The sequence below is a fragment of the Nitrososphaera sp. genome (assembly GCF_037447015.1).
In the GTDB taxonomy this organism is placed as follows: Archaea; Thermoproteota; Nitrososphaeria; order Nitrososphaerales; family Nitrososphaeraceae; genus Nitrososphaera.
Genome location: NZ_JBBIHK010000008.1, coordinates 1 through 21,085, shown reverse-complemented (window position 1 = coordinate 21,085; position 21,085 = coordinate 1). Strand labels below are relative to the sequence as shown.

Here is a 21,085-nt window from a genome sequence, read left to right as displayed (position 1 = left end):
TTGTTATCATCATTATCATTATCATCATGACAACTCGCTACTCAACTCTGGAGGGGCCGCCGGGGACATGATGTGGATCTTTATCATAGTGGCCGTCGTCTTTGCCTACCTGCTCGGCCTCCTCGACCCGGAAGCGTGGCTGAACGCCTCGGGCAACCTATCGCGCTTTCTGTCCGAGCTGTACATAAGGGAAGACCTGCTGGGCGACGCGCTCTATGCGGTGGGGGATACCTTTGTCATGGCCCTCTTTGCCACAGTCGTCGGCTTTTTGATCTCTTTCCACATAGCAGTCATGTCAGTCCGGGAAATAACGCCCCGCCCGGTCGCCCTTGCATTCCGGGCGGTGGCCAACGTCATCAGGACGGTGCCTGCGATATTCTGGGGGATACTCTTTGTCATAATGTTCGGGCCCGGCCGCGAGTCGGGCGCGCTGGCACTCGTGCTCTATACGACGGGCTATCTGTCCAAGTTCTTTTACGAGACGCTTGAGAACGTGGGCAAGGAGCACTATGAAGCGCTGCAGTCGATGGGGCTGTCGTGGCTCATCCTCGGCAAGGCGCTCTTCAAGCACACCGAAAAGCAGAACATTGCCAACATCATGTTCATGCTGGAATACAACCTCCGCACCGCCAGCATCCTTGGCATCGTCGGGGCGGGCGGGGTGGGCTACTACATAATCCAGTACGTCAACATCTTGGATTACGCGGCCGCGTTCACCTTTTTCGTGGTCATCCTGGTGTTTGTGTTTGCGCTCGACGGCCTCAGCCACCTGGTCAGAAAGCGCTTCTGACAGGCCGCCAGCCGGACCGACATCTGGTCACCGTCGAGCGCAAACAAGACGCTGGCTGGCATGCTGCGGTATCAGCCAGCCGCCATGACGATGATGATGACGATGACGACGACTACTAGCTGTCTCGTGCGCCCAAGACTTGACGGCGCGCATGCGTCAATAGCTGCGCGCCCCCGCCCGCCCCTGCAGCCGTAAAAGCTCGTTGTGGCGCCCGCAGGTAAAATTGAGCATAACAATCCTCTAAATCTTTTTAAGCTACCAGCTTTCACTCACACAAAGCTTGGCTCTCGACGCATCATCGGACGATATGGTGCCGCTGACTCCCGCCGAAATCGACCGCTTCATTTCCGGCCTGAAGGTGAGGTATCCATCTCCTTCTTCTGCTGCCAGAACCGCAGCAACTTCGACTTCCTCCGCTGCTACCACTGCTGCCGCCCACGCAAAGCACCGGCGAGCTGCCGCCGGGACAATACGCGCCTAAAAGAGTTTCAGCGGGCGCGGCGCACTGGGCACGCCTACCTCTTTTCATCGAATTTTCTGGCAACTATGGCGCAGCAGCGGGCGCATAAAGGGGTCAAAGGTTATAACCACTGGCCATGTGCTAGAGGCTGAAAGTGTTAGACATAAAAAGACCTGTTACAGAGCTTGAAGCGTTGGACATCAAGCTTGGCAATGCCCACGTCAACCTTTCCGTGCCCATGCTCGTCGAAATGATACTGGAAAGGAGGGAAGGCATCCTCTCTTCCACCGGCTCGCTCTCTGTCAAGACGGGCAAGTTCACCGGCAGGTCGCCGGACGACAAGTACATCGTGGACGACGAGGTGACCCACAACACCGTGGACTGGGGCAAGGTCAACCGGCCCATCTCTGAAGAGAACTTTGAAAAGATATTCCGCCGGATGAAAAAGCACGTCGAAAGCAAGGAGCTCTTTGTGTTTGATGGCTACGTCGGGGCCGACCCCGACAACCGCCTCCCCATAAGGGTGATTAACAACCGCGCCTGGCACAACCTCTTTGCCCGGCAGATTTTCATAAGGCCGACGCCGGAGGAGCTTGCGACCCACAAGGCCGAATTTACGCTGATAGCGTGCGACGACTTTGCAGCCGACCCTGCGACGGAGGGCACGCGCACCGAGACTTTTATCATCATCAACTTTAAGCAGAGGATTGTGCTGATAGGCTCGACCTCGTACGCCGGCGAGATCAAAAAAGCCATGTTCTCGATAATGAACTTCCTCCTGCCCAGAAAAGACGTGTTCCCGATGCACTGCTCGGCAAACGTGGGCAGGCAGGGCGACGTCGCGCTCTTTTTCGGGCTGTCTGGCACCGGCAAGACCACGCTCTCTGCCGACTCTGCCCGCAGGCTGGTTGGCGACGACGAGCACGGCTGGTCGGAAAGCGGCGTCTTTAACTTCGAAGGCGGCTGCTACGCCAAGTGCATCAACCTGAAGCAGGAGCACGAGCCGCAGATCTGGAACGCGATAAAGTTCGGCTCGCTGATGGAAAACGTGGTGCTCGACGGGAACCGCGAGCCGGACTTTGCAGACGGCAGCCTGACAGAGAACACGCGCGTAGTTTATCCATTGGATTTCATCGAAGGCGCAGTCATACCGAGCGTCGCCGGCCACCCCAAGGTGATCATCTTTCTTACGGCAGACGCGTTCGGCGTGATGCCCCCGATTGCAAAACTAACCAGGGAAGGCGCCATGTACCATTTCATGTCCGGCTATACGAGCAAGCTTGCTGGAACCGAGCGCGGCATCACAGAGCCCAAGGAGACGTTCTCGCAGTGCTTTGGCGGGCCGTTCATGCCGCTCCACGCACAGACGTATGCCAAGCTGCTTGGCAAAAAGATGGAGGAACACGGCACGCGCGTCTACCTCATAAACACGGGCTGGACGGGCGGCCCGTACGGCGTCGGCAAGCGCATGAACCTCTCTTACACGAGGGCCATGGTGACTGCCGCCCTCACAGGCGAGATAGAGAACAGCCCCGTCAAGCGCCACGAGATATTCAACCTGGACATGCCGACTGCGTGCCCCGGCGTCCCGTACGAGGTGCTCGACCCGAGGAACACGTGGCACGACAAGGACAGGTACGACGCGGCTGCCCGCAGGCTGGCTGCACTGTTTGTCAAGAACTTTGAAAAGTTTGGCGCCGTGTCAAAGGAAATAGTGAACGCCGGCCCCCGGCCATAGGCAAAGGAAGGCAGCAGAGAGCAGTAAAAGTGAGAATAGGGGAGGAAAATATGATGGTAGCCCGGAGCAGATTCGAACTGCTGTCTCCAGGTTTCTTTTCTCTTAGAGATCCAGAGCCTGAAATCCCTAGCCCTACCAGTTTTCTGGAGATTGGCCACTAGACGACCGGGCTGACCAACGAAATGGCTGTGACGCCGGTATTTGTGCCTAACGCTTTGTGTTGACTTCGCGTATCACCTGGCCGTACTCCAGGGGCGCCCTCTTGCGCATGTACGGTATCAGCCGGTAGTGGATGGAGTACATGTTCTTGTTCCTGGAAAGTATCCCCTTTATCAGGAGCGACACGAACCCGCCGGCCACCCTGGAAGCCGGGACTCCTGAAACCTTGCAGAACTCGTCCCTCTTGGCGTGGTATTCCTTCAGGGTAAAGTACGGCCTGTTTATTTCAAGTATCAGCGGCCAGACGACGTTTTCCCACACCATGCGCCTGTTCTCAGTCGATGACGCGTGCTTGCCCTTGCCATGCTCTGCCTCGCCAATACCAACTGCAGTTGCGTCTATCTGGTGGGGACTGAGCATCGCAAGTACATTTAAACACTGCCGGGTTTATAATTTAAGACAATCCCAACTTTGCAGAGTGGTAATTCGGTTAAAGAGTCGCTGGACGTGCTTGTGAAAAAATGGCCCGTTGACCAAAAGCTGTACGACATGCAGGTGGGGCTGCGCACAGACGCAGTCGACACGCAGGTCAGGGTCGAAGGCGTGGTCTTTCACGTACCGATGCTTTCGCAGGACAGCCTCTACGTGCTGTGGAAGTGCCTGTGGCCCGACTGCCACAACTGCTGCGAGAGGCAGGGGCGCCTGCCGCTGACAAAGGACGACATCGCCCTCCTTGCCCGGAAAATGGGGTACCAGTCCCGGGCCGAGTTTGTCAGGGACGAAGCAAGGGTGTCTAGCTGGGAGCAGGACGGCGGCAACGGCGTGATAACGACGCTTTCAATGCTTTCGCTCAAGCGCAAAAAGGACGAGTGCGACGAGGAAGACGGCACCCCGCTGCGCTGCAGGTTCCTGGACGACAGGGGCTACTGCGGCATCCACCCTGACAAGCCCGGCGTCTGCTGGCTGTACCCGTTTGCGTCCTGGCTCGAGTCTGAAAACGGCAGGCCGGTAGTGCACGCGACGTTCCAGTTCACCGGCGACTGCCCCGGCTTTTACCTTTCAGAGTCGCTCGATCCTGTGATGCCGGTCCTGCAAGAGTACGCCAAAAAGATATACGACTACAACATGGCCGTGCAGCGGACGACCCGGGAAAATTACGGGTTCATAAGTTTTGTAAACAAATGAAAAAGAGGAGGAGGACGAGGCGGCTGTTACGCCTTGAACCTGCGGGCCACTTCGTCCCAGTTTACCACGTTCCACCAGGCTGTCACGTAATCAGCGCGGCGGTTTTGGTACTTGAGGTAGTAGCTGTGCTCCCAGACGTCTAGGGCCAAAAGTGGCGTAAGCTTTTCCGCCTTCCACCTCGTCCACGGGCTGGTCTGGTTGGGCATCGTGATGAACTGCACTCCTCCGGAGCCGTTCTTGACAAGCCATCCCCATCCAGAGCCCTGAATCGCGACCGAGTCTGTCTGGAATTTCGTCTTGAAATCTGCAAAGCTGCCAAACGCCTTCTTGATGGCCTCTGCAAGCTCGCCCGACGGCTCGCCGCCCCCGCCCTTTTTCATGTTGTTCCAGAACAGCGTGTGGTTGTTGTAGCCCCCGCCGTGGAAATTGACGGCACTGCGGGCGCTTTCCGGCACCGTGTCAATGTTCTTCAGTATGTCCACCACGTCCATGCTCTGGAACTCGGCTCCCAGGTTCGCAAGGGCCTTGTTGAGGCCGTCGGTGTACGCCTGGTGATGCTTGGTATGGTGGATCTCCATCGTCCTGGCGTCAATGTGCGGCTCCAGGGCGTCGTACGCATAGGGCAACTGTGGAAGAGTAAAGTTAGCCATGGGGTGAGATCGCCGTCGGGGGTTATAACGTTTTATCGTCGTTTCACCGTATGTTTGCGCCGGTAGTTCCTTCTATTGCCGTCGCCATTGTCCTTTCTGCTGAAGGTGGGCAGGAACTGCGTGCCGACTATGCCTGCGTGCACCAGTATCGCCATCGCCGTGTAGATGCCGGTCCTGTAAGGGCCTGCAGTGTCCCTGTGCTGCCCCCACGAGTCTCCGACCCTTGCCAGGAACTTGATCTGCATAAACAGCCTGTCAAAGTTCAGCTCGTCGTCCACCTCGCAAAACCTGACGACCGGCCTCAGCCCGCGCCTGGAGCATTCGTACAGGATGTTCTGCTGCCCCTGCGCGTCGCCGGCGGCAACCGCGCTTGCGTACAGCATCCCTGCCATGCCGGGCGTGATCCTGGAAGCAGTCGAGTCGTCCGTTACCATCCCCAGGGCCTTGAGGAACGGCAGGTTTGCCACCACCGTGCGCTCCCCTATTTTTACCGTCTTGGCAACCTGTCCTGCGGAAGGGGCCGGCCCCGCTATCATCATCGTGTCGTCGAGGGCCACGAGGATCGACTCCCACTGGTGAAAATCTACTGCGTACGGGATTGCAAGCGGCTTGTTCGCACCCTGTAGCAGCATATATAAGATTGTTATAGAAACGAGTTTGGTATTTAATGTTTATCGGCTTCCGTCGATTATGGCGGCGACGGCGGTGGCAGTCAGGACCTCGTCTGCGGCGGCACCCTTGAAAGCGACAGCGCATGGTCGTCTATCATGGTGCCTGCCCCGACGCTCACGCCCTCTATCCTTATCGCAAGCCGCGACGCCTGCGCCTCGGTCAGGCCGTACTCCCTGGCAAGTGCCTGCCTGACCCTCTCTGCGGGGTCGGACACCTGGTCGAGGCCGGCCCTGACCGTGATGTCGAGCGTCCTGCCTACTATGGCGTCTTTTGGCAGCTTGCCGCTCGGGTCTGCAGTCACCGTGAACACTATTTTGTCGACCAGCACTTCGCGCGGCAGCTCCTCCAGCGCGTTTGCCGTGTAAAACACCTGGACGTCCAGCACGTCTACGGCGGAGGAGGAGCCCTGCCTGCCAGTTACCACCGTGGAACCTCCTGAAAGGGCGCCCTGCAGGCTGGCGTCGAGCGGGACGGTCACTATGACAAATCCTTCGACGAACTTGGCCTTTCCTCCTCCCACCCCTCCTCCCCCTACCAGCTGGCGCAGGTCCTTGCAGACTATTCCAGTAGACGCGTGCGGCTCCAGCGTCTTTAGTATCGAGTTGGTGCTCTTGCCGTCGTTTACCACGGCGCTCCACGTCATCCTGACTGCAAAGTCCTGCTTGTTGAGGATGCCGATGTCGGTGTCATAATGGCCCGGCCTGAGCGGGCCCTCGCTCCCGGATATTGTGCCGCACTCGAACTTGGCGGTGTATATGATGTCCTTGGCCGGCGGCTGGCTGGCAGCAGTGCCAGTCCCTGCCACGGCGTTTGAAAACGTCACCGTGATGCTGTCGTTATTGTTATCTATTTCAACTATTTTTGACATCCGGTTCCGCTCGTAGCCCGGCGGCGCCTCCGCCTGGGTGACGGTAAAGTTGCCGCCGCTGCGCATACCGGTAACCTGTATTATGCCGGCAGCCGGGTTAGAGTCGCCTTCCCCTCCGTCTCGCACCGTGTACGCGCCCTGGCCTGTAAAGGGGTCGGGGGTTATCGAGTAAGCCGCGCCGGTGAGGAGCGAGTTGGACGATATCGTGATTATTGTGAGCGAGCCGCCGACAGCGCCGGTGGCGCCCTGCGCGGCCGCCACCGTCTGCCTACTCTGATACTCCTCATCATCACCACTATTGGTTGGCGGCGGCAAAAAATACGTCGCTGCAGCCACAGTCGCTACTATTGCTGCCGCAACTATGGCAGCAGCTGCTACCAGCAATTGGAGGCTCTGCCCTGGTGTCAAACGGTGTGCACTCTGCCATGTATATGTCTCGCCTGGCGGTAATTAAACCGTCGTCGCAGAACACTTTCCATCAGGATTAAATATGCATGGGGGCAAATCTGGGCGTGGAAGCAGGAAGAAGACGCAAATTTCTTGCCGTCGCTTTCGTGGCGTTCCTTGTTTTGCCAGCAATTTTGTCGAGCCAGCGCGCCTTTGCAGACGGGCTGTTCCAGGAGAACCTGCCGCCGGCAACGATAGGCGACAGGCAGGCGAGCCTCTTTGTCCGGATAAACCCGCCCATCCTGACAAGCGACACCCGCCAGGACGCGTTTTTGCAGCTCAGGCTGTTTGACGCCAAGAACAACGAGACCATCAAGTTCACCACGTTCTTTATCACAATCAGCAAGGGGACAGACCCTGAAGCCCGGCCGCTGATGCCGCCGGACGCGTTCCACACCGAAAGCGGCCTGCTCACCCTGAAAATACAGCCGCAGGAAGGCCCAATCACCGTGGCGGCAACCCGGGAGGACTTTTTGAACTCCTGGAAGGCAGACCCAGGCGGAACCATCAACATCCGCGGGCCGATACTGCTCGAAGGCGGCCTGTACCATTTCAGGATAGAAGTCCTCACAGTGGACAACATACGCAACCTCTTTTTGCCAGAGAACGCGCCGGTCTTTGACACCTATCTCAGCGTGGGAGACGTCACCACGCAGCAGGTCGACTCTGGCGGCCAGACGTACCCTGTCACGCTCATCTCCTACTACGACCGCGTGAAGGACTTTTCCTTTGCGCCGGACACAAAGACGTTTTCGTGGGCGATGCCGTTTGACTGGAACGCAACCAGAATAGAGCAGGCTGCAAACGTCTTTGTCCACGAAGAAGTGAAAATACCTAAGTCGTTTGGCGGGGTGGGCGACGCCATGGCGTACGACGCGACGGTCAACGACAAGCCGATAAGCGGCAGGATGCTGGCCGTAGATCCGTTCTCCTCAGAGACGGAGCAGATACTGCACTTTTTGATAAACAAGAACGACATACTGGCGTTGGCCGGAGAGGTGCCTGCCGGCACGTCCGACATGACCTTCTCCTTTGCGCCTTCGTCAGAGGAGACGGGCGAAAAGACGAGCAGCGAGATAGCCACGGACACGGGCGGCGTGCACGTCAAGCTTGACTGGACGCCTGACCAGCTTGGAGCGGGGCAGGACACGAAACTTGGCTTCCAGTTCGTCGACGCGTTTTCCGGCAAGGACATCACGGCCGACGTCACGTACGACCTGAAAATAGTGGACAAGCAGGGCGAGCAGGTGTTTGCCGCAAGCGACCAGGTTGCAAGGGGCGGCAAGGGCGAGCAGACGGGCCTGACCTTCCCTGCAGACGAGGTGTACAACATCGAGGTGCAGGTCAAATCCATCCAGCAGCAGGGCCAGTCGCCCGACCTGACGCGCAACGGCATCGCCCGGGGCGTCGTCGTCGTGCCGGAATTCCCTGCAACAGCAGGCGCGGCCCTTGCAGTAGCAGGCGCGCTCGGCGCAGTCATTGCCGCAGGCAGGTTTGTCGCCTCTCGCAGGCAGCAGAAAAAGAAAAAGCTAGAATGAAAATGGGCAAGGGCGGCGGCTTTTACGACGGGCTGTCCGAGAAAACCTACAAAGAGATGCCTTCGACAGGCGGCAAAGGCAGGGTGCTCCTAAACATCGGCAGGTTCGAGATCGGGCAGAGCTATGTCACTGCCAAGGTGGAGAACCGCTACGGCGACAGGGTGGGCATAAACATAGAGGGCGGCCGGTCGGGCATTGACCTGCAAGAGACGCTGTTCCGGCTCGACCCTGCGACGATGCCGCGCCACGCGTACGTCGTCGCGGCAGTCAACGAGACCGGCAAGCTGCTCGTGAGAAAGCTGCCCGTGCTTGGCGTAAAGGACTGGCTCCTCATCTACGACGACGACCTGTTCATGCTGGCGGTCAAGGACGCCTACGACGAGCTAGAGATAACGGCCGTTTGATGATATTGATGTTGAATAACAAGATAGCCTGACTGGACGCGGCTTTTGGCCGCGCCAGCCAGACGTTTGTTCCCCATCGGTTTGGTCGATGTAACTTCTCTACTGCACAATGATAATTTAAACCTGATGCTTGCGTTGCACGAGGTTGCATGCAGGTCTAGAGTTTGTTAGGCGGGGGTCAAATCCGTCCAGAAATACCTTTAAATGACTAGGGGGCATACGGATTACCGTAATGCCAGTCGTAGGGATTGATGATCTGGCAATCTACGTCCCCAAGCTTTACATCGATTACAAGGACTTTGCCCTTGCCAGAGGTATTGATCCTCAAAAGCTAGAATATGGCATTGGCATCCGCAAGATGGCCATAGCCGACACGAACCAGGACCCTGCCTGCATGGCCGCAAACGCATGCCTGAAGCTGATGCAAAAGAACCACCTGCACCCGCAGGACATCGGCCGGCTTTATGTCGCGACCGAGTCGGCGCTGGACGAATCTAAAGCGTTGAACTCGTTTGTCATTGGCATGCTGGAGCAGGTGTACGGCGACGGATCGTTTGAGCAGGCAGGAGGCATCGAGTGCAAGTTTGCGTGCGTCTCCGGCTCGTACGCCCTGCACGACAACGCCAACTGGATTCGCGCAGAGGAGAACAACGGCAAGGCCGCCATAGTCATTGTAAGCGACATCGCCAAGTACGACCTGGGCTCTGCCGGCGAGTACACGCAGGGCGCAGGCGCTGTCGCCCTTTTGATCAAAGAGAACCCGCGCCTTTTGGCTTTTGACCCCAAGGTCGCCTCCACCGTCATAAAGAACGAATACGACTTTTACAGGCCGTTTGGCAAAGAGACCCCCCTTGTGAACGGCGGCTACTCCAACCTTCTTTATTTGATACAGGTGAGGAAGGCGTTTGACGCCTACAAGGAAAAGGCGATCAAGCTGGGCCTCATCAAGCTCTCCGAGGGCGAGGCTATCACCGACCATATTGACTTTTTCGCCGTGCACCTGCCGTACCGCAGGATGGGCGAAAAGGCGCTTGCCTACCTTATGAGGCACGAGTGGCGCCACCTTCCGAGGTGGAAGCACGTCATCAAGGAGGTCGGCATGGACGAGCCCATCCCCAAGGACCCGCGTGGCACGATAGAGTCGATACTTGCAGACACCGACTTTATGAAGGCCGACGAGGCGTTCAGGCGCGCCTTCATGCAGACTTCCTTCTACAACGAGACGTACGAGAAAAAGATGGCCAGCTCACTGGAGGCGTCAGCCGTCATAGGCAACGTCTACACCGCGTCCATGTACATGGGCCTGCGCAGCCTGCTCGAGTTCGAGTACAAGAAAGGGACGGATCTTTCCGGCAAGCGCATCGGCTTTGGCTCGTACGGTAGCGGCAGCAGCGCGATGGTCTTTTCAGGCGTCGTGCAAGAGACGTACAAGGAGCTTGTCGCCCGCATGGACCTCGACACGGACATTGGCGACAGAGTCAAGCTCTCTATCGAGGAGTACGAGCGCCTGCACAGGAACGAGCTCGACTCAACCGAATCAGTCACCAAGGCGCACAAAGAGTTCGTGCTGGTAGGCGTCGGCGGCAAGACCGCTGACAAGGCCGGCTTTAGAAGGTACGACTATGTCAGCTAGCTAATTGCGCTAGCTGACTACCTTGAACTCGATCCCCTTCTTTTTGAACAGGTCGATGAGCGCCTGGGTGCGCCTTTCGTTTTCAAGCTCCAGGCTGAGGTAGACGCCGGCAGTCCCGGCCGGTATGTTTGACGAGAGCCTGTCGTGGTCCACCTCGACTATGTTTATCGACAGCTCTGTAATGCCGTCCACGACCTCCTTGAGGGCACCCGGCTTGTCTGGCAACAAGATAAAGATCTTGACCATCCTGCCCATCTGCATGAGGCCCTTTGCGACCACCTGCCCAAGCAGGTACATGTCGACGTTGCCACCAGAAAGTACCGAGATCACGCCCTCGTCCTTGCCTGCCCTGTGGCCGTTTGAGAGCAGGTACGCGAGGCTTGCAGCCCCCGCCGGCTCGACCACCAGCTTGGCCCTCTCCATCAGCAGGAACATCGTCTTTACTATCGCGGCGTCGTCTACGAGCACAATGTCGTCCAGATATTTATCAACAATCTCGTACGTGAGCCTGCCGGGGCTCTTGACAGATATGCCGTCTGCGATGGTGTAGCCTGCCTTTATCGACTGGAGCGAGCCCTTTTCAACAGACGCCTTCATGGCGGGAAACGCCTTTGACTCGACCCCTATTATCTTGACGTCCGGCCTGCGCTCCTTGACTGCTATTGCGACCCCCGCCGCAAGCCCGCCCCCGCCCACGGGGAGGTATATCCTGTCCATGTCTGGCATGTCTTCGAGCAACTCGAGCCCGAGCGTGCCCTGCCCCGCAATGACATCTGGGTCGTCAAACGCATGGATTATCGTTCTGCCCTCCTTTTTTGCAATGTCTTGCGTGGCCTCCCACGCCTCGTCATAGTTGTAGCCCTGCTGTATGACCGTCGCGCCGTACGATTTCGTGGCGGCCACCTTGGCCGGAGACGCGTTCTTGGGCATCACGATGGTGCACGAGACGCCCTTTCTTGCGCTTGCAAACGCCACGCCCTGGGCGTGGTTGCCCGCCGACGCCGCGATTACGCCATAGCCTGCCTGCTTTTCAGACAGCCTGCTTATCTTGGCAAAGGCGCCCCTCACCTTGAACGAGCCGGTCAGCTGGAGGCATTCCTGCTTCAGGTAGACGTTGGTCCCTGCCAGCCTCGAGAATGTGGCCGAGTGCAGGAGCGGCGTCTTTCTCACCGTGCCGTTTAAGAGCTCCTTTGCCTTTACAATGTCGTCAAACGTGGGAGCCTTTTGCCTGCCGGGCTTCCACACGCTGTCATGGTTCAATTGTTAACATGCAACAGGAGCCGGGCGCCTTAATTATAATTTGCCCCGCCCGGTGCTGTCAAGTTTTCGTCGGATCTGGTTGCACCTCACTTCATTACCATCAGACGAATTTTTGACAGTACCTCCAGCTCAATACTTCAGACAGCTCTAAAGACACCTTGCAGGTCTATCTCAAGTATAGATAGATGTCTACACGACAATCTCGCTGATGGTACTTTTGAAGAATATCGTTACTATATCATGAAAGTAGAACCAGATACACGATTTCCGTAAGTACTGTAACAGCAGTGTTAGCCCCCCCCACACGAAATCCTTCATTTCGTACCTATGCTTTAACAACCGACGACTTGACAAGGTCTACTCGGACAAAAGTAAATATGCAGAACTACAAGATCAGCATCATTGAGAATTAGCAGGATAATTGCGGTTTCATCCGCCCTTATCGTTTCTCTAATTATCTCGTTGATATTTTCATACACGCCCTACAGCCATGAAAGTGAATCCAAGGCGCTGCAATCGGATGGTACTAATCCAGGTGACGGAAATGCCCTCAGCGCTCTCGAAACTGATGGTAGCAGCTTGCACGCTATTGCTGCCAGCGCAGATGGCAAAATACAGAGAAAGGTCATCACTGTTTCAAACACCACTGATGCAGGCAGCTATCTCGTAAGCCTGTCTTTTCTCCATCCAATTATAGCTGACAAGGAAAAGAACGCAGAGATGAGTTTTCAAATAACAGACACCAAGACCGGCGAGCCTGCAAGAGGCGTAGAATACATGCTTGTAGTTTCAAAAGCAGACTCAAAGGGTGGAGGTCTGCGACTCATCAGCCAGGGTCAGACAAAGGACGGCATTGGGCAGATCCAGATGCAGTTTGACAAGGTTGGCTGGTATATTGTGGAAATAAACCCTGCAAACGAAAGGGCCTCGTTCAGGGTCTTTTCCGCAGGGGTAGATTTTGGCACTGACAGAGAAGCGTATTTCCCGGGGCAAAATATCAAGGTAAGCGGCGTAACCTACCCTGATGACAAGGTCTTGATAACTTTGAGAGGGCCTTCATTCAAAGACGGCGGTGACAACGCCAGTTCTACACAAGCAAAATCTGGGCCAATAATTGATAACAAAACCATCCTAGCTGACAGGGATGGCGCCTTCAAAGATGTCGAACTGAGCTGGCCGTCGTCTGACGACGACGGTGCACAAGCAAAAGATGGGCTTTACACGGTAACCGCATTCTCCGCCTCAATTGGGGTGGAGGCTGAAAAGAGCGTTTATTTCTCTCATGAAAAACCGGCAATGGACATCGATGTTGAACCTATCCCATCGGTCATGCTTGCAGAGAAAGCTGATGAGAGCTGCATGGGACCCGCAGCGAGGGTTCTTCTAAAGGTAAAGGCCTTCTATTCTGACTCTGAAAAACCGGTTGATAACGCAACAGTCAGGCTACTTGATATTTATCGGCTGGATGATGCTGAATCCACCTCTCACGGCAATGGCAGCAGCGGCGACAAAAACGGGCAAGGCCAGCGCGTTGCATCATTCACAATCTCAGAATTTGAGAACAAGTTCAGATACTCCGATAGACACAAGGCATGGTTTGGGCCGGGCTCGAGTCCGCCGGGTGCGTACTTCTATACAGACCAGACGCCATACGTGTACGGGAATTACCTATTACCCGGCAAGTACTACTTTACGGTCCTTGTCGATGATGGCCAAATGAAGGTGGTTGAAAAATCAAGACCTTTTGAACTGACAGGGAATGTTACACGATACGTAGAGTCTGTGGGGAAGACAGGCTCAATTGGGCTGCTAAAGCCCGGATACAACGCCACGTTTGCTGGCACTTCTAAATATGCAGGCATGGATGTGGACTGGCCATACGAGGAAGGGAGTATCCATTATTATTCTCCTTCTCCACCTGTGATGTCAAACGCGAACAGGAATGGTGACTACGTTATGCTTAACGCCACCGGTTGGCTGCGCCTTTACGAACTGGAAAGTGCATACGGCGGCTTTGACTCCATAATTACCAGTCCCTTTAACGTCAAAGTCGACAGGTCAAACAGGCTGATGGCCTGCTCCAACGATCTATCTAGGATTGGCCAGTTCTTCCCATTTGCCATACATAACGCCTCTTCTCTGCAACCAAGCGACCAGATAGCCTGGAAGAGCGCCCCTTTCATGAATGCAACAGTCCTGGGAGACGAGAGGATCAAGATAATGAATGCGACTGTAGAGACCGTAAGGATAAGGGAGGATAATTCTATCCTGCTCACCAGCGCCTACAGCTTGGGGGACAAGTACGACCCGAACTATTTTGAAGGATCTCTCACCCGGCTTGGAGACGTGGACGCATGGTTTGAAAAGAGTACCGGCCACCTGGTCAAGCTTTCTGCCCAGACTGTGCGACACTTCTCCGAAGAGATGGGCTACAGGCCGGTCGAGGTTGTGAGCGTAATGAACTCGACCAACATGCCCATGGAAAAGACATATGAATTTCCGGTAACTGACAAGAACGGCATCACCCGAAAAGTGTTTATTGAAACAAACGCAATAATTGACGGGTTTGAGTACGGGGGTCAGCCAGATGAAGGCGGCAGCGACGACACTGCTTTGGCTAAATTCAGAGTCAGGCCCTCTATGACAGACGAGCTTCACTACACCATCAAGATCCCCAAAGCAATAATGACGACTCCTGTAGCATCACTTGAGGTACTAGCAGGAGGCATTGCCGATCCCTCAGCGCCGAGGTTAGACAGCAAAGTCGATGCCATAAGCGACCAATTTTACGCAATCATAGAAGTGAAGTTAAATAATAACATCACACCGCCCTCTTCTGACGGCGCGGGCTTGGGTACGTCGATCGCAGAGTTGATCATTGCGGAAATCGAGCAGACGCGGGTTGATGTGAACATGCATGATGGTCCCGAGGAACAGACAACGACTAACTATCCGTTGAAGCCTCTTCCGTTCTTCGCCAAGAATGCGACCGCTGAATATTATGCCCAGAAACTTTCAGACGTGCTTGGCACAGGAAAGCTCCGATTGCTTGACAGCAGCGCCGAATATGATGGCACATGCGGTTACTCTCCTGAGGACATCCATGCTGTATACCGGTTTACCCCTGTAGTTGGAAATATTGGCGGCGGAGGCATTAACGCCGAAACAGACGCATCGACAATAACGGTGTCAATGTGCGCAGGCCAACTTGAGGGAATAACGTACGACGCCCTTGATTCGGCACTGCAGATGGAGAGGCAGGGCTACAATAGTACAAATTATGGTTATGCCGGCCCATACAGTAATGAGTTTCAGTTTCTTCCTGTCGATGGAGTAAAGGACGCTCCGGTTGTCGTCAGGCCACTGTCTGATTACAGAACCTACCTTGAGAAGACAAGGGAAATAACGTTACAGTATCTTGACGAAGTTCCCCCGCTTGAATGCTTTTCAAGTGAACGCTCGTGCGATTCTGACGAGAGCCTGCTTGATACCTTCCCCTTGGCGCCTTACATACGATTGGGCCAAAAGATTTCCTTGAGCGAGAACAACACCGAGATTGGAAAGGGCATGGTGTTTTCAGGGACGGGCGTAACAGCTTCCTTTGACAATACAAGAGGTACTCTGCTACAGTACTCTATTACAAAGATGTACGATGCCGACGCCATATCGCAACCCGTAAAATACACTCCGGCAGACGCCAGAGACATAATGCGGTCATTTTGGAACAAGACGCTGAACCTTGACCTCGCCGTAGGCGGCGGATGGGAGAGGGAAGACGGCACGATTGTAGCTGTGGTCTGCGCTGGCAGGATCTACTACCATCTTGATTCGTATCACGAAGAGAGGACAGGGCCTGTCAACATACATTACTTTGAGAACAGTGTCGCTGCAGTTACAGGCGACATAGTGACTGATGCCCAGTTCTATGCTGTAAGCTCAGGTTCGTGTCCGCCCATTGACAGGTTCAAGAACTTTACAATCTCTGCCAAACCGGAGAAACAGGACTATGCGCAGGGACAGGACGTTGGAATCATTCTGGAGGTTACAAACAACGGCAACGAGGATGTCAAATACGAGTATGTGGTCGCAGGATTTGTGGCGTACGATTCGAAAACAGGCCAGCCCGTCGGAGGACGTATTATGAAGTACGCGGGAGGTTCCACATCTGACTATGTATACAGACATGGTTTCTTTGAATTCGCTGCAGGGCAAACGACAGTCCTTGGCAATGATGATGACGGAACAAATAGCAAAGTTGGCGAGATGAACAGGATGACGTGGGAGAGCGTGCCATCAGGAGACTACTTGGTCAAAGTCTTTGTCCTTTCGCCATTTCTGAACCTGGCAGAGTTTAGAGTCATGGTGGACTAGTCTTTGTGAGACACTGTTAAATTGGCTGCTGATTTTGCCCCGGCCAGCCGGGCGTTAACTTGCGGCTGATTTTCCGACATGCAAAAAGAGGGTGTTAGGACAGGGGTGATGGGCGAGCCGTAAACTTTACTTTTAAGTAGATTATTCTCTGGCACATGGCAACGTCCCGCAAGCTAATATTGATGACGAATAAAGCTGGAAAAGCCTTTGCTTCTGCTGAATTATTCAAGCGCGGCATTCAAAACGACGTAATATCAGAAGGCCATCAAAAGTTGATCAAAGTTAGTAAAGCAAAACAGTAGGATACATTCACGTGATAGCCTGTCATCCTGATAGAGGGAGTACCTTTCTTCTGACAGAAGGGCATGAGGGATGGGTTAATGCTGCAGATAATCAGTTTGTTATTTTTGTATGGCTCGGTTCTGCTAAAACTAATGGCAGTCCTTCGTTCTGGATTGCTAGGAAGAATGAAGTTGGTAGGATGTGTAAAACCCTTGCAAGTCATAATACTCGCAATTGGGAAAGAAGATTCGGAACGGATCGCCTCGATGCAAGAGGCTGGAAAAACAATTGGAAAGTGCTTAAGAAATTCGCCATATCAAAATAAGACGTAGCAGGCATCAAGCCATCCTAATCCAGCGGCGTTTCATCGCGCTCTATTCTTGTAGACCTTGGAATCTTCCTTGAACAAGTCCTCTAACATCTCTATTAGTTGTGGAGTATTCCACACGCCGCCGACAGATTCCCCTGGGAAATTCTATTGTTTCTTTTAACCTTCTGACTACTTCTTTGTCCGATACAACCATACCAAAAATCACTTGTATTGGAATAAAAAATTTAGGAAGTCGGCTTTAACCCGCAGCTATCCTTCCCATTTGACAGCCACGCAAAGCCGTTTATCCTGAGAATGTCGTTTATCTCTCTCACCAAGTCTGCTTCTCAAACTATGTCTTTTGCTTGAACTTGATGGTCCTTCTCCTAAGACGGCTGCTGACCATTGGCCTCTCGTTCCCTGCCGCAAGCGCCTGTTTTGCGTCTGCTATCTCTCTGCGCTTTGATTTCGGAGGCCAGCACAAATTTTGTCTGCCTGTCCAAAACGTTCCAGCACCAGCTGTAGAATCCTGCGTCCATCTTTTCGGTGTCCTTGATGTTTACCATCATCTAGTCTACATGGCGTACTTATCCAAGCTCGGGTTTCAGACTATCTACAAACCCTTGCAGGGTCTTTACGAACTTGGTCAGCCAGTGCTCGAAATCGTCCGCGCGATACTGGACATCACCGGGCAATTCTGCTAATAGCCGCTCAGAGCACCCCGCAAAGTATGACTACGCCAAGCTCTAACGATAACGCTAATTGCTTTGATGGTTGCTCAAGGTATTATTCCCATTTTTTATCAGTTTCCCAGCGAGGGAAGAGCGTAGCATGACGATTGTTCCTGCCACTGTTGCTGCGAGGATCAGACTAACTAGAACTAAATCAAATTCAGGTATGGCGGTTGTCCCAGTAATCCTTATGATATCTTGTTGGCCGGAGTGTCGGTAAAACAAGTCCACCGCCGACTGATCCGCATCAGAATTCACATTGAAACCAAGGTCGCGGATGTCCGCGACAGGCGCAAGTCTCCCTCCCAGCAGCGGATGAGGAATATGCAATCTTGTTTCGCCCTGAACCTCCTCTGGCCCATCCATCAGTAATCCCAGTGTCATGCCATGTTTGAGGAAGAAAGGCTCGTACGAGCTTGAGTTTGAAGAGACAAAGAAATTTTCATTTTTTCCTTCAGTGCTCACTTTGAAGAATCCAGGGGCGTGCACGTTCAAAAACTCGTATCCCTTAATCTTGGGTAGCGTGCTTGAGTCACTCTCTGCAGTTATCTCATATCCTCCTCCTTCAGCGCCCTCAGGAATTGTGTCGGTCAATACGAACCGTCCCTCTGGATCGGCGACAACTTTCTCGTCCAAAATTACTATTCCTGCGGCATTCTGAACGATTATCCTGACAGACCTGGCCTCGGCGTCGCGCCCCCCGGTTATCATCCCCGTTATTTCTACGGACTCGCCAGGTTTCACCCATCTTGTAGGCGTCTCCAGAGTCAGTAAGAAGGCTTCACCGGGTATCGAGCCGCCCGCGATGTCTACATTCTCAGAGCCGGCAGGGAATTCAAAAGCTATTGCAAAGCGCGAACCGACATGCGTAATGTCCGCTGGAACTTGTTCTCCGTCTACAAACACGACTAGGCCACTCAGTTCCTTGTCGCCAGTTGCCTCCGGCCAGAACTGCTTCAGGAGCCCATAAGGAAGTGCCAGTTCTAAGAGGCCGCCATTCTCTTTATCCGAATTAATCGAAAGGTGCAATGAGCCATTGTTAACTTCAACATCGCCCAGTTCTGCATTTAAAATAAAGTACGGAACAACATACTCCTTTCCGTCATGGCTGACCCTGACTGCCATGATTGACTCGCCACTTTGAGCGTCTGCAAAGGGGACGATTGGAATCATGCAGATTGCTATGATGAGCGCAAAGGTCACCTTGAACAAATCCATCTTCCTTTGGATCTCCTTTATTGGAAATAAAAAGAATGGGGTTTGCGCCTATGGAGGGGAACTCCAATTGACGTAAACCGTTGGACCGCTGTAGTAGCTGGTGGTGGTCTTCGAGTCTCTGTAGTAGACGAGGATGTTGTCTCCGCTTCCGCTGGGATTGATGCTCTCTGTGGATGAGTAGTAGCCGTCAGGGTTGTTTGTGGGCGCTTCGGTGGATTTCCACTTGAGTATCCATTCAGTTATGGTAGTACCTGCGCCGTAATTGAAGTTCAGCCATGGCGTCACAATCGGACTGTTATCTCTGATGTTGAAGGCAGTTCCAGACGTGAATTTCTGTTCAGTGTTGTAGGCCGTGTATGGGCTTGACGGGAGAGTTGCTTTGTCGTTTGCGTTTGTGGATGCTATGTCAAAGTCCAGATACTGGGTCGCTTCAAAGCTCTTCGAGCCCGAACCGGAATCGAACTTTGCGTATGGTTGGATCGCTCCACTGTAGACGAACCATATCAGCTGCACGGTATCACTTCCGATCTTGTACTTTACGTACGTATCCGCATGCGATGAGCCAGTGCCGTCGACTCTCGGACCGGAGAAGAGTTTGTCGTCGGTCAGTGTGTATGATATGCCCGAGATCTTTATTCCACTGAATGACATCTTGTTGAAGGTTTTGGTGCCCTTTATGTTGCCGTTGTGCACATAGATGGAACCTATGTTGCTGCCGTTCGTCTCCTTTCCTATATTGTACGTCACACTATCGCCTGCACCGCTTTGTGCAGTATAGGTCGAGAGGTTGATGCCATATGCGAGCGAGTAGTCTATAGTCGAGGACGTAAGGGTAAGTGCTTGACCGACATCGACGATGCCTTTTCCCCTCTGGTTCTCTGTCAGCGGGCTGAGATTGGAGTTCAGGTATGCCATCTGCTTGATGGCCGCCTTGATCTGTGCAGGAGTCCAGCCGGGGTTCTTTTCCAACAGTTGAGCTACGGCACCCGACACGGCTGCGGTTGCAAAGCTCGCACCGCTCTTGTCGCTGTAGGTAACGCCGCTAACTCCGGATTGAGAGTAGATGTTCCAGCCCGGAGCGACCACATCAGGTTTTGTTCTGCCGTCGCCGGTAGGGCCGGTGGTTGTGTAGGTCGTATCTGTGACCAGGGTGTCATCTGTCCTGCTTGATGTGTTCTTGTCATCGATTGCTCCAACGGTGATGACATTGAAGGCGCATCCTGGGATGGATACTGCGCTGCCCTTTCCTATCGCCGCGACAACAATGACTCCCTTGTCTATTGCCTCGTCTGCTACCCTTGCTATGCTGTTATATCCGCTCGTACAGCTTGCACCAACGCTGACATTGGCCACTTTTGCACCCTTCGTTATCGCCCAGTCAAGCGCGATGCCAAGGTTGCCGATATTGGTGTTTATTTTCGCGTTGATTATCTGGGCGTTATAGGCCACACCCCTGTACGGGTTGCTCGAACCTTGAGCCGCGATTATGCCTGCAACGTGCGTTCCGTGGTCGCTGCTGTCCGCAACGGCAGAATTCGCGCTGGTGTATTCTATGCACGAAGTGCCCGTACAGTCTGCTTGGTATACTATTTTTGTACCGACAGGCAGGTCAGGATGATCCTGTTTGATTCCGGTATCTATGACTGCTACCTTTATCCCGCTACCGGTGTAGCCAGTGCCGTCAGCATTGATCGTCGGCCTGAGTATATTCTGGTCGACTCCTATGGGATTCGGTTTATTCGTCAGGCTGGCTTTCCCTTGGTCAATCCCCTTGAGATTCGCGAGCTCGAAGGAGCCGCTGCCCAATGCATACCCTTCTATTTCTCTGTCGCCAATAAGCGAAACATAGTCGTACCTTGCAAGCGTGAATACTTCGCTAACAGGGATGTCGGCCGCTATAAATGAGAGTACTTGTGCCTTGTAGATGTTCTTGGCCTTGTGCGAAATCAGAAGCTCCTTCTCAAGGGCGTCTTTGTTCTTCTTTGCATCATTCAGATCTGACGAGTCCGACGCAAAGTCCGGATACACGTGTATCATGACCTTGTAGTCCCGGGTCTCGCCTGAATCCTTCATTTTCTTGATTTTATTGTATAGCTCTGGTTCGACTTTTTTCTTTGCCATTTCTTCCTCCGTCAGGGCAGAGTTCTGCGCCGATGCTGATGCCGTCGCGTATGTTGCGCCTAACAAAATCGAGGCCGCGACGATCGCAGCGATCAGCCTGAACGTCATCATGGTGTTCATGGCGACGATCTTTCTAGGAGACTATTATATAACTATTTTCTATATGGGCTACTATACGTACAAGTAGTCTATATAAGGTACAATATCAGCAACTGTCCCGACGAGTGGGCAATTAGCCTGAAAACGGT

General features: G+C 54.0%; 16 protein-coding genes and 1 tRNA gene. 9 read left to right on the top strand and 8 right to left on the bottom strand.

The features are described from left to right. Window positions 1–67: 67 nt before the first annotated feature. The 3 genes from WKI84_RS04650 (at window position 68) to pckA (ending at window position 2,988) form a co-directional block, all read left to right on the top strand. Complete coding sequence (locus WKI84_RS04650) at window positions 68–790, top strand: ABC transporter permease subunit (RefSeq protein ID WP_337862361.1); 723 nt, start codon at window positions 68–70, stop codon at window positions 788–790. Window positions 791–1,070: 280 nt separating this feature from the next. Next, window positions 1,071–1,271 carry a hypothetical protein gene (locus tag WKI84_RS04645; protein ID WP_337862360.1) on the top strand — a complete coding sequence of 67 codons (201 nt, stop codon included), beginning with the start codon at window positions 1,071–1,073 and terminating at the stop codon, window positions 1,269–1,271. 133 nt (window positions 1,272–1,404) lie between these two features. Then, entirely contained in the window at window positions 1,405–2,988 is a 1,584-nt protein-coding gene (gene pckA / locus WKI84_RS04640; RefSeq protein ID WP_337862359.1) for a phosphoenolpyruvate carboxykinase (ATP), read from the top strand. Window positions 2,989–3,042: 54 nt separating this feature from the next. On the opposite strand, the gene WKI84_RS04635 is transcribed toward pckA, so the two are convergent. Both WKI84_RS04635 and WKI84_RS04630 read right to left on the bottom strand, forming a co-directional pair. Further along, window positions 3,043–3,160: transfer RNA gene (locus WKI84_RS04635), tRNA-Gln, on the bottom strand. A 35-nt stretch (window positions 3,161–3,195) separates the two neighbouring features. Further along, on the bottom strand, window positions 3,196–3,567 hold the full coding sequence (locus WKI84_RS04630) for a hypothetical protein (RefSeq protein WP_337862358.1): 372 nt from the start codon (window positions 3,565–3,567) through the stop codon (window positions 3,196–3,198). Window positions 3,568–3,618: 51 nt separating this feature from the next. Between WKI84_RS04630 and WKI84_RS04625 the strand changes: the two genes are divergently transcribed. Beyond that, complete coding sequence (locus WKI84_RS04625; protein ID WP_337862357.1) at window positions 3,619–4,332, top strand: YkgJ family cysteine cluster protein; 714 nt, start codon at window positions 3,619–3,621, stop codon at window positions 4,330–4,332. Between the two features lie 26 nt (window positions 4,333–4,358). Here the strand turns inward: WKI84_RS04625 and WKI84_RS04620 are convergent, their stop codons facing one another. The 3 genes from WKI84_RS04620 to WKI84_RS04610 form a co-directional block, all read right to left on the bottom strand. Continuing rightward, window positions 4,359–4,982, bottom strand: a complete 624-nt coding sequence (locus WKI84_RS04620; protein ID WP_337862356.1) for a superoxide dismutase — start codon at window positions 4,980–4,982, stop codon at window positions 4,359–4,361. 32 nt (window positions 4,983–5,014) lie between these two features. Next, window positions 5,015–5,614: a hypothetical protein gene (locus WKI84_RS04615; RefSeq protein WP_337862355.1), complete on the bottom strand. Its 600-nt coding sequence runs from the start codon at window positions 5,612–5,614 to the stop codon at window positions 5,015–5,017. 80 nt (window positions 5,615–5,694) lie between these two features. Continuing rightward, window positions 5,695–6,930, bottom strand: coding sequence for a hypothetical protein (locus WKI84_RS04610; protein ID WP_337862354.1), 1,236 nt, complete (start codon window positions 6,928–6,930; stop codon window positions 5,695–5,697). Window positions 6,931–7,103: 173 nt separating this feature from the next. On the opposite strand from WKI84_RS04610, the gene WKI84_RS04605 reads away from it, so the two are divergent. From WKI84_RS04605 to WKI84_RS04595, 3 genes are all read left to right on the top strand, one after another. Next, a complete protein-coding gene (locus WKI84_RS04605; RefSeq protein ID WP_337862353.1) occupies window positions 7,104–8,507 on the top strand; it encodes a hypothetical protein in 1,404 nt (467 codons plus the stop codon). Further along, entirely contained in the window at window positions 8,504–8,911 is a 408-nt protein-coding gene (locus tag WKI84_RS04600) for a hypothetical protein (protein ID WP_337862352.1), read from the top strand. The genes WKI84_RS04605 and WKI84_RS04600 overlap by 4 nt, the downstream gene beginning before the upstream one ends. A 232-nt stretch (window positions 8,912–9,143) precedes the next feature. Then, window positions 9,144–10,544: a hydroxymethylglutaryl-CoA synthase gene (locus tag WKI84_RS04595; RefSeq protein WP_337862351.1), complete on the top strand. Its 1,401-nt coding sequence runs from the start codon at window positions 9,144–9,146 to the stop codon at window positions 10,542–10,544. Window positions 10,545–10,553: 9 nt separating this feature from the next. Here WKI84_RS04595 and ilvA read toward each other — a convergent pair whose 3' ends face one another. Next, entirely contained in the window at window positions 10,554–11,804 is a 1,251-nt protein-coding gene (gene ilvA, locus WKI84_RS04590) for a threonine ammonia-lyase (protein WP_337862350.1), read from the bottom strand. Between the two features lie 402 nt (window positions 11,805–12,206). Between ilvA and WKI84_RS04585 the strand changes: the two genes are divergently transcribed. Then, window positions 12,207–16,175 carry a hypothetical protein gene (locus tag WKI84_RS04585; protein ID WP_337862349.1) on the top strand — a complete coding sequence of 1,323 codons (3,969 nt, stop codon included), beginning with the start codon at window positions 12,207–12,209 and terminating at the stop codon, window positions 16,173–16,175. A gap of 313 nt (window positions 16,176–16,488) precedes the next feature. Further along, window positions 16,489–16,782 carry a hypothetical protein gene (locus WKI84_RS04580; protein WP_337862348.1) on the top strand — a complete coding sequence of 98 codons (294 nt, stop codon included), beginning with the start codon at window positions 16,489–16,491 and terminating at the stop codon, window positions 16,780–16,782. Between the two features lie 743 nt (window positions 16,783–17,525). Here WKI84_RS04580 and WKI84_RS04575 read toward each other — a convergent pair. Next, a complete protein-coding gene (locus tag WKI84_RS04575; protein WP_337862347.1) occupies window positions 17,526–18,710 on the bottom strand; it encodes a hypothetical protein in 1,185 nt (394 codons plus the stop codon). 54 nt (window positions 18,711–18,764) lie between these two features. Then, on the bottom strand, window positions 18,765–20,957 hold the full coding sequence (locus tag WKI84_RS04570; protein WP_337862346.1) for a S8 family serine peptidase: 2,193 nt from the start codon (window positions 20,955–20,957) through the stop codon (window positions 18,765–18,767). Between the last annotated feature and the right edge of the window lie 128 nt (window positions 20,958–21,085).

Bases quoted from the DNA above. Each gene is read 5' to 3' on its own strand.
- WKI84_RS04600 (WP_337862352.1), top strand. From the start codon at position 8,504: ATGAAAATGGGCAAGGGCGGCGGCTTTTACGACGGGCTGTCCGAGAAA.
- WKI84_RS04615 (WP_337862355.1), bottom strand. From the start codon at position 5,614: ATGCTGCTACAGGGTGCGAACAAGCCGCTTGCAATCCCGTACGCAGTA.
- WKI84_RS04620 (WP_337862356.1), bottom strand. From the start codon at position 4,982: ATGGCTAACTTTACTCTTCCACAGTTGCCCTATGCGTACGACGCCCTG.
- WKI84_RS04570 (WP_337862346.1), bottom strand. From the start codon at position 20,957: ATGAACACCATGATGACGTTCAGGCTGATCGCTGCGATCGTCGCGGCC.
- WKI84_RS04650 (WP_337862361.1), top strand. From the start codon at position 68: ATGATGTGGATCTTTATCATAGTGGCCGTCGTCTTTGCCTACCTGCTC.
- WKI84_RS04595 (WP_337862351.1), top strand. From the start codon at position 9,144: ATGCCAGTCGTAGGGATTGATGATCTGGCAATCTACGTCCCCAAGCTT.
- WKI84_RS04630 (WP_337862358.1), bottom strand. From the start codon at position 3,567: ATGCTCAGTCCCCACCAGATAGACGCAACTGCAGTTGGTATTGGCGAG.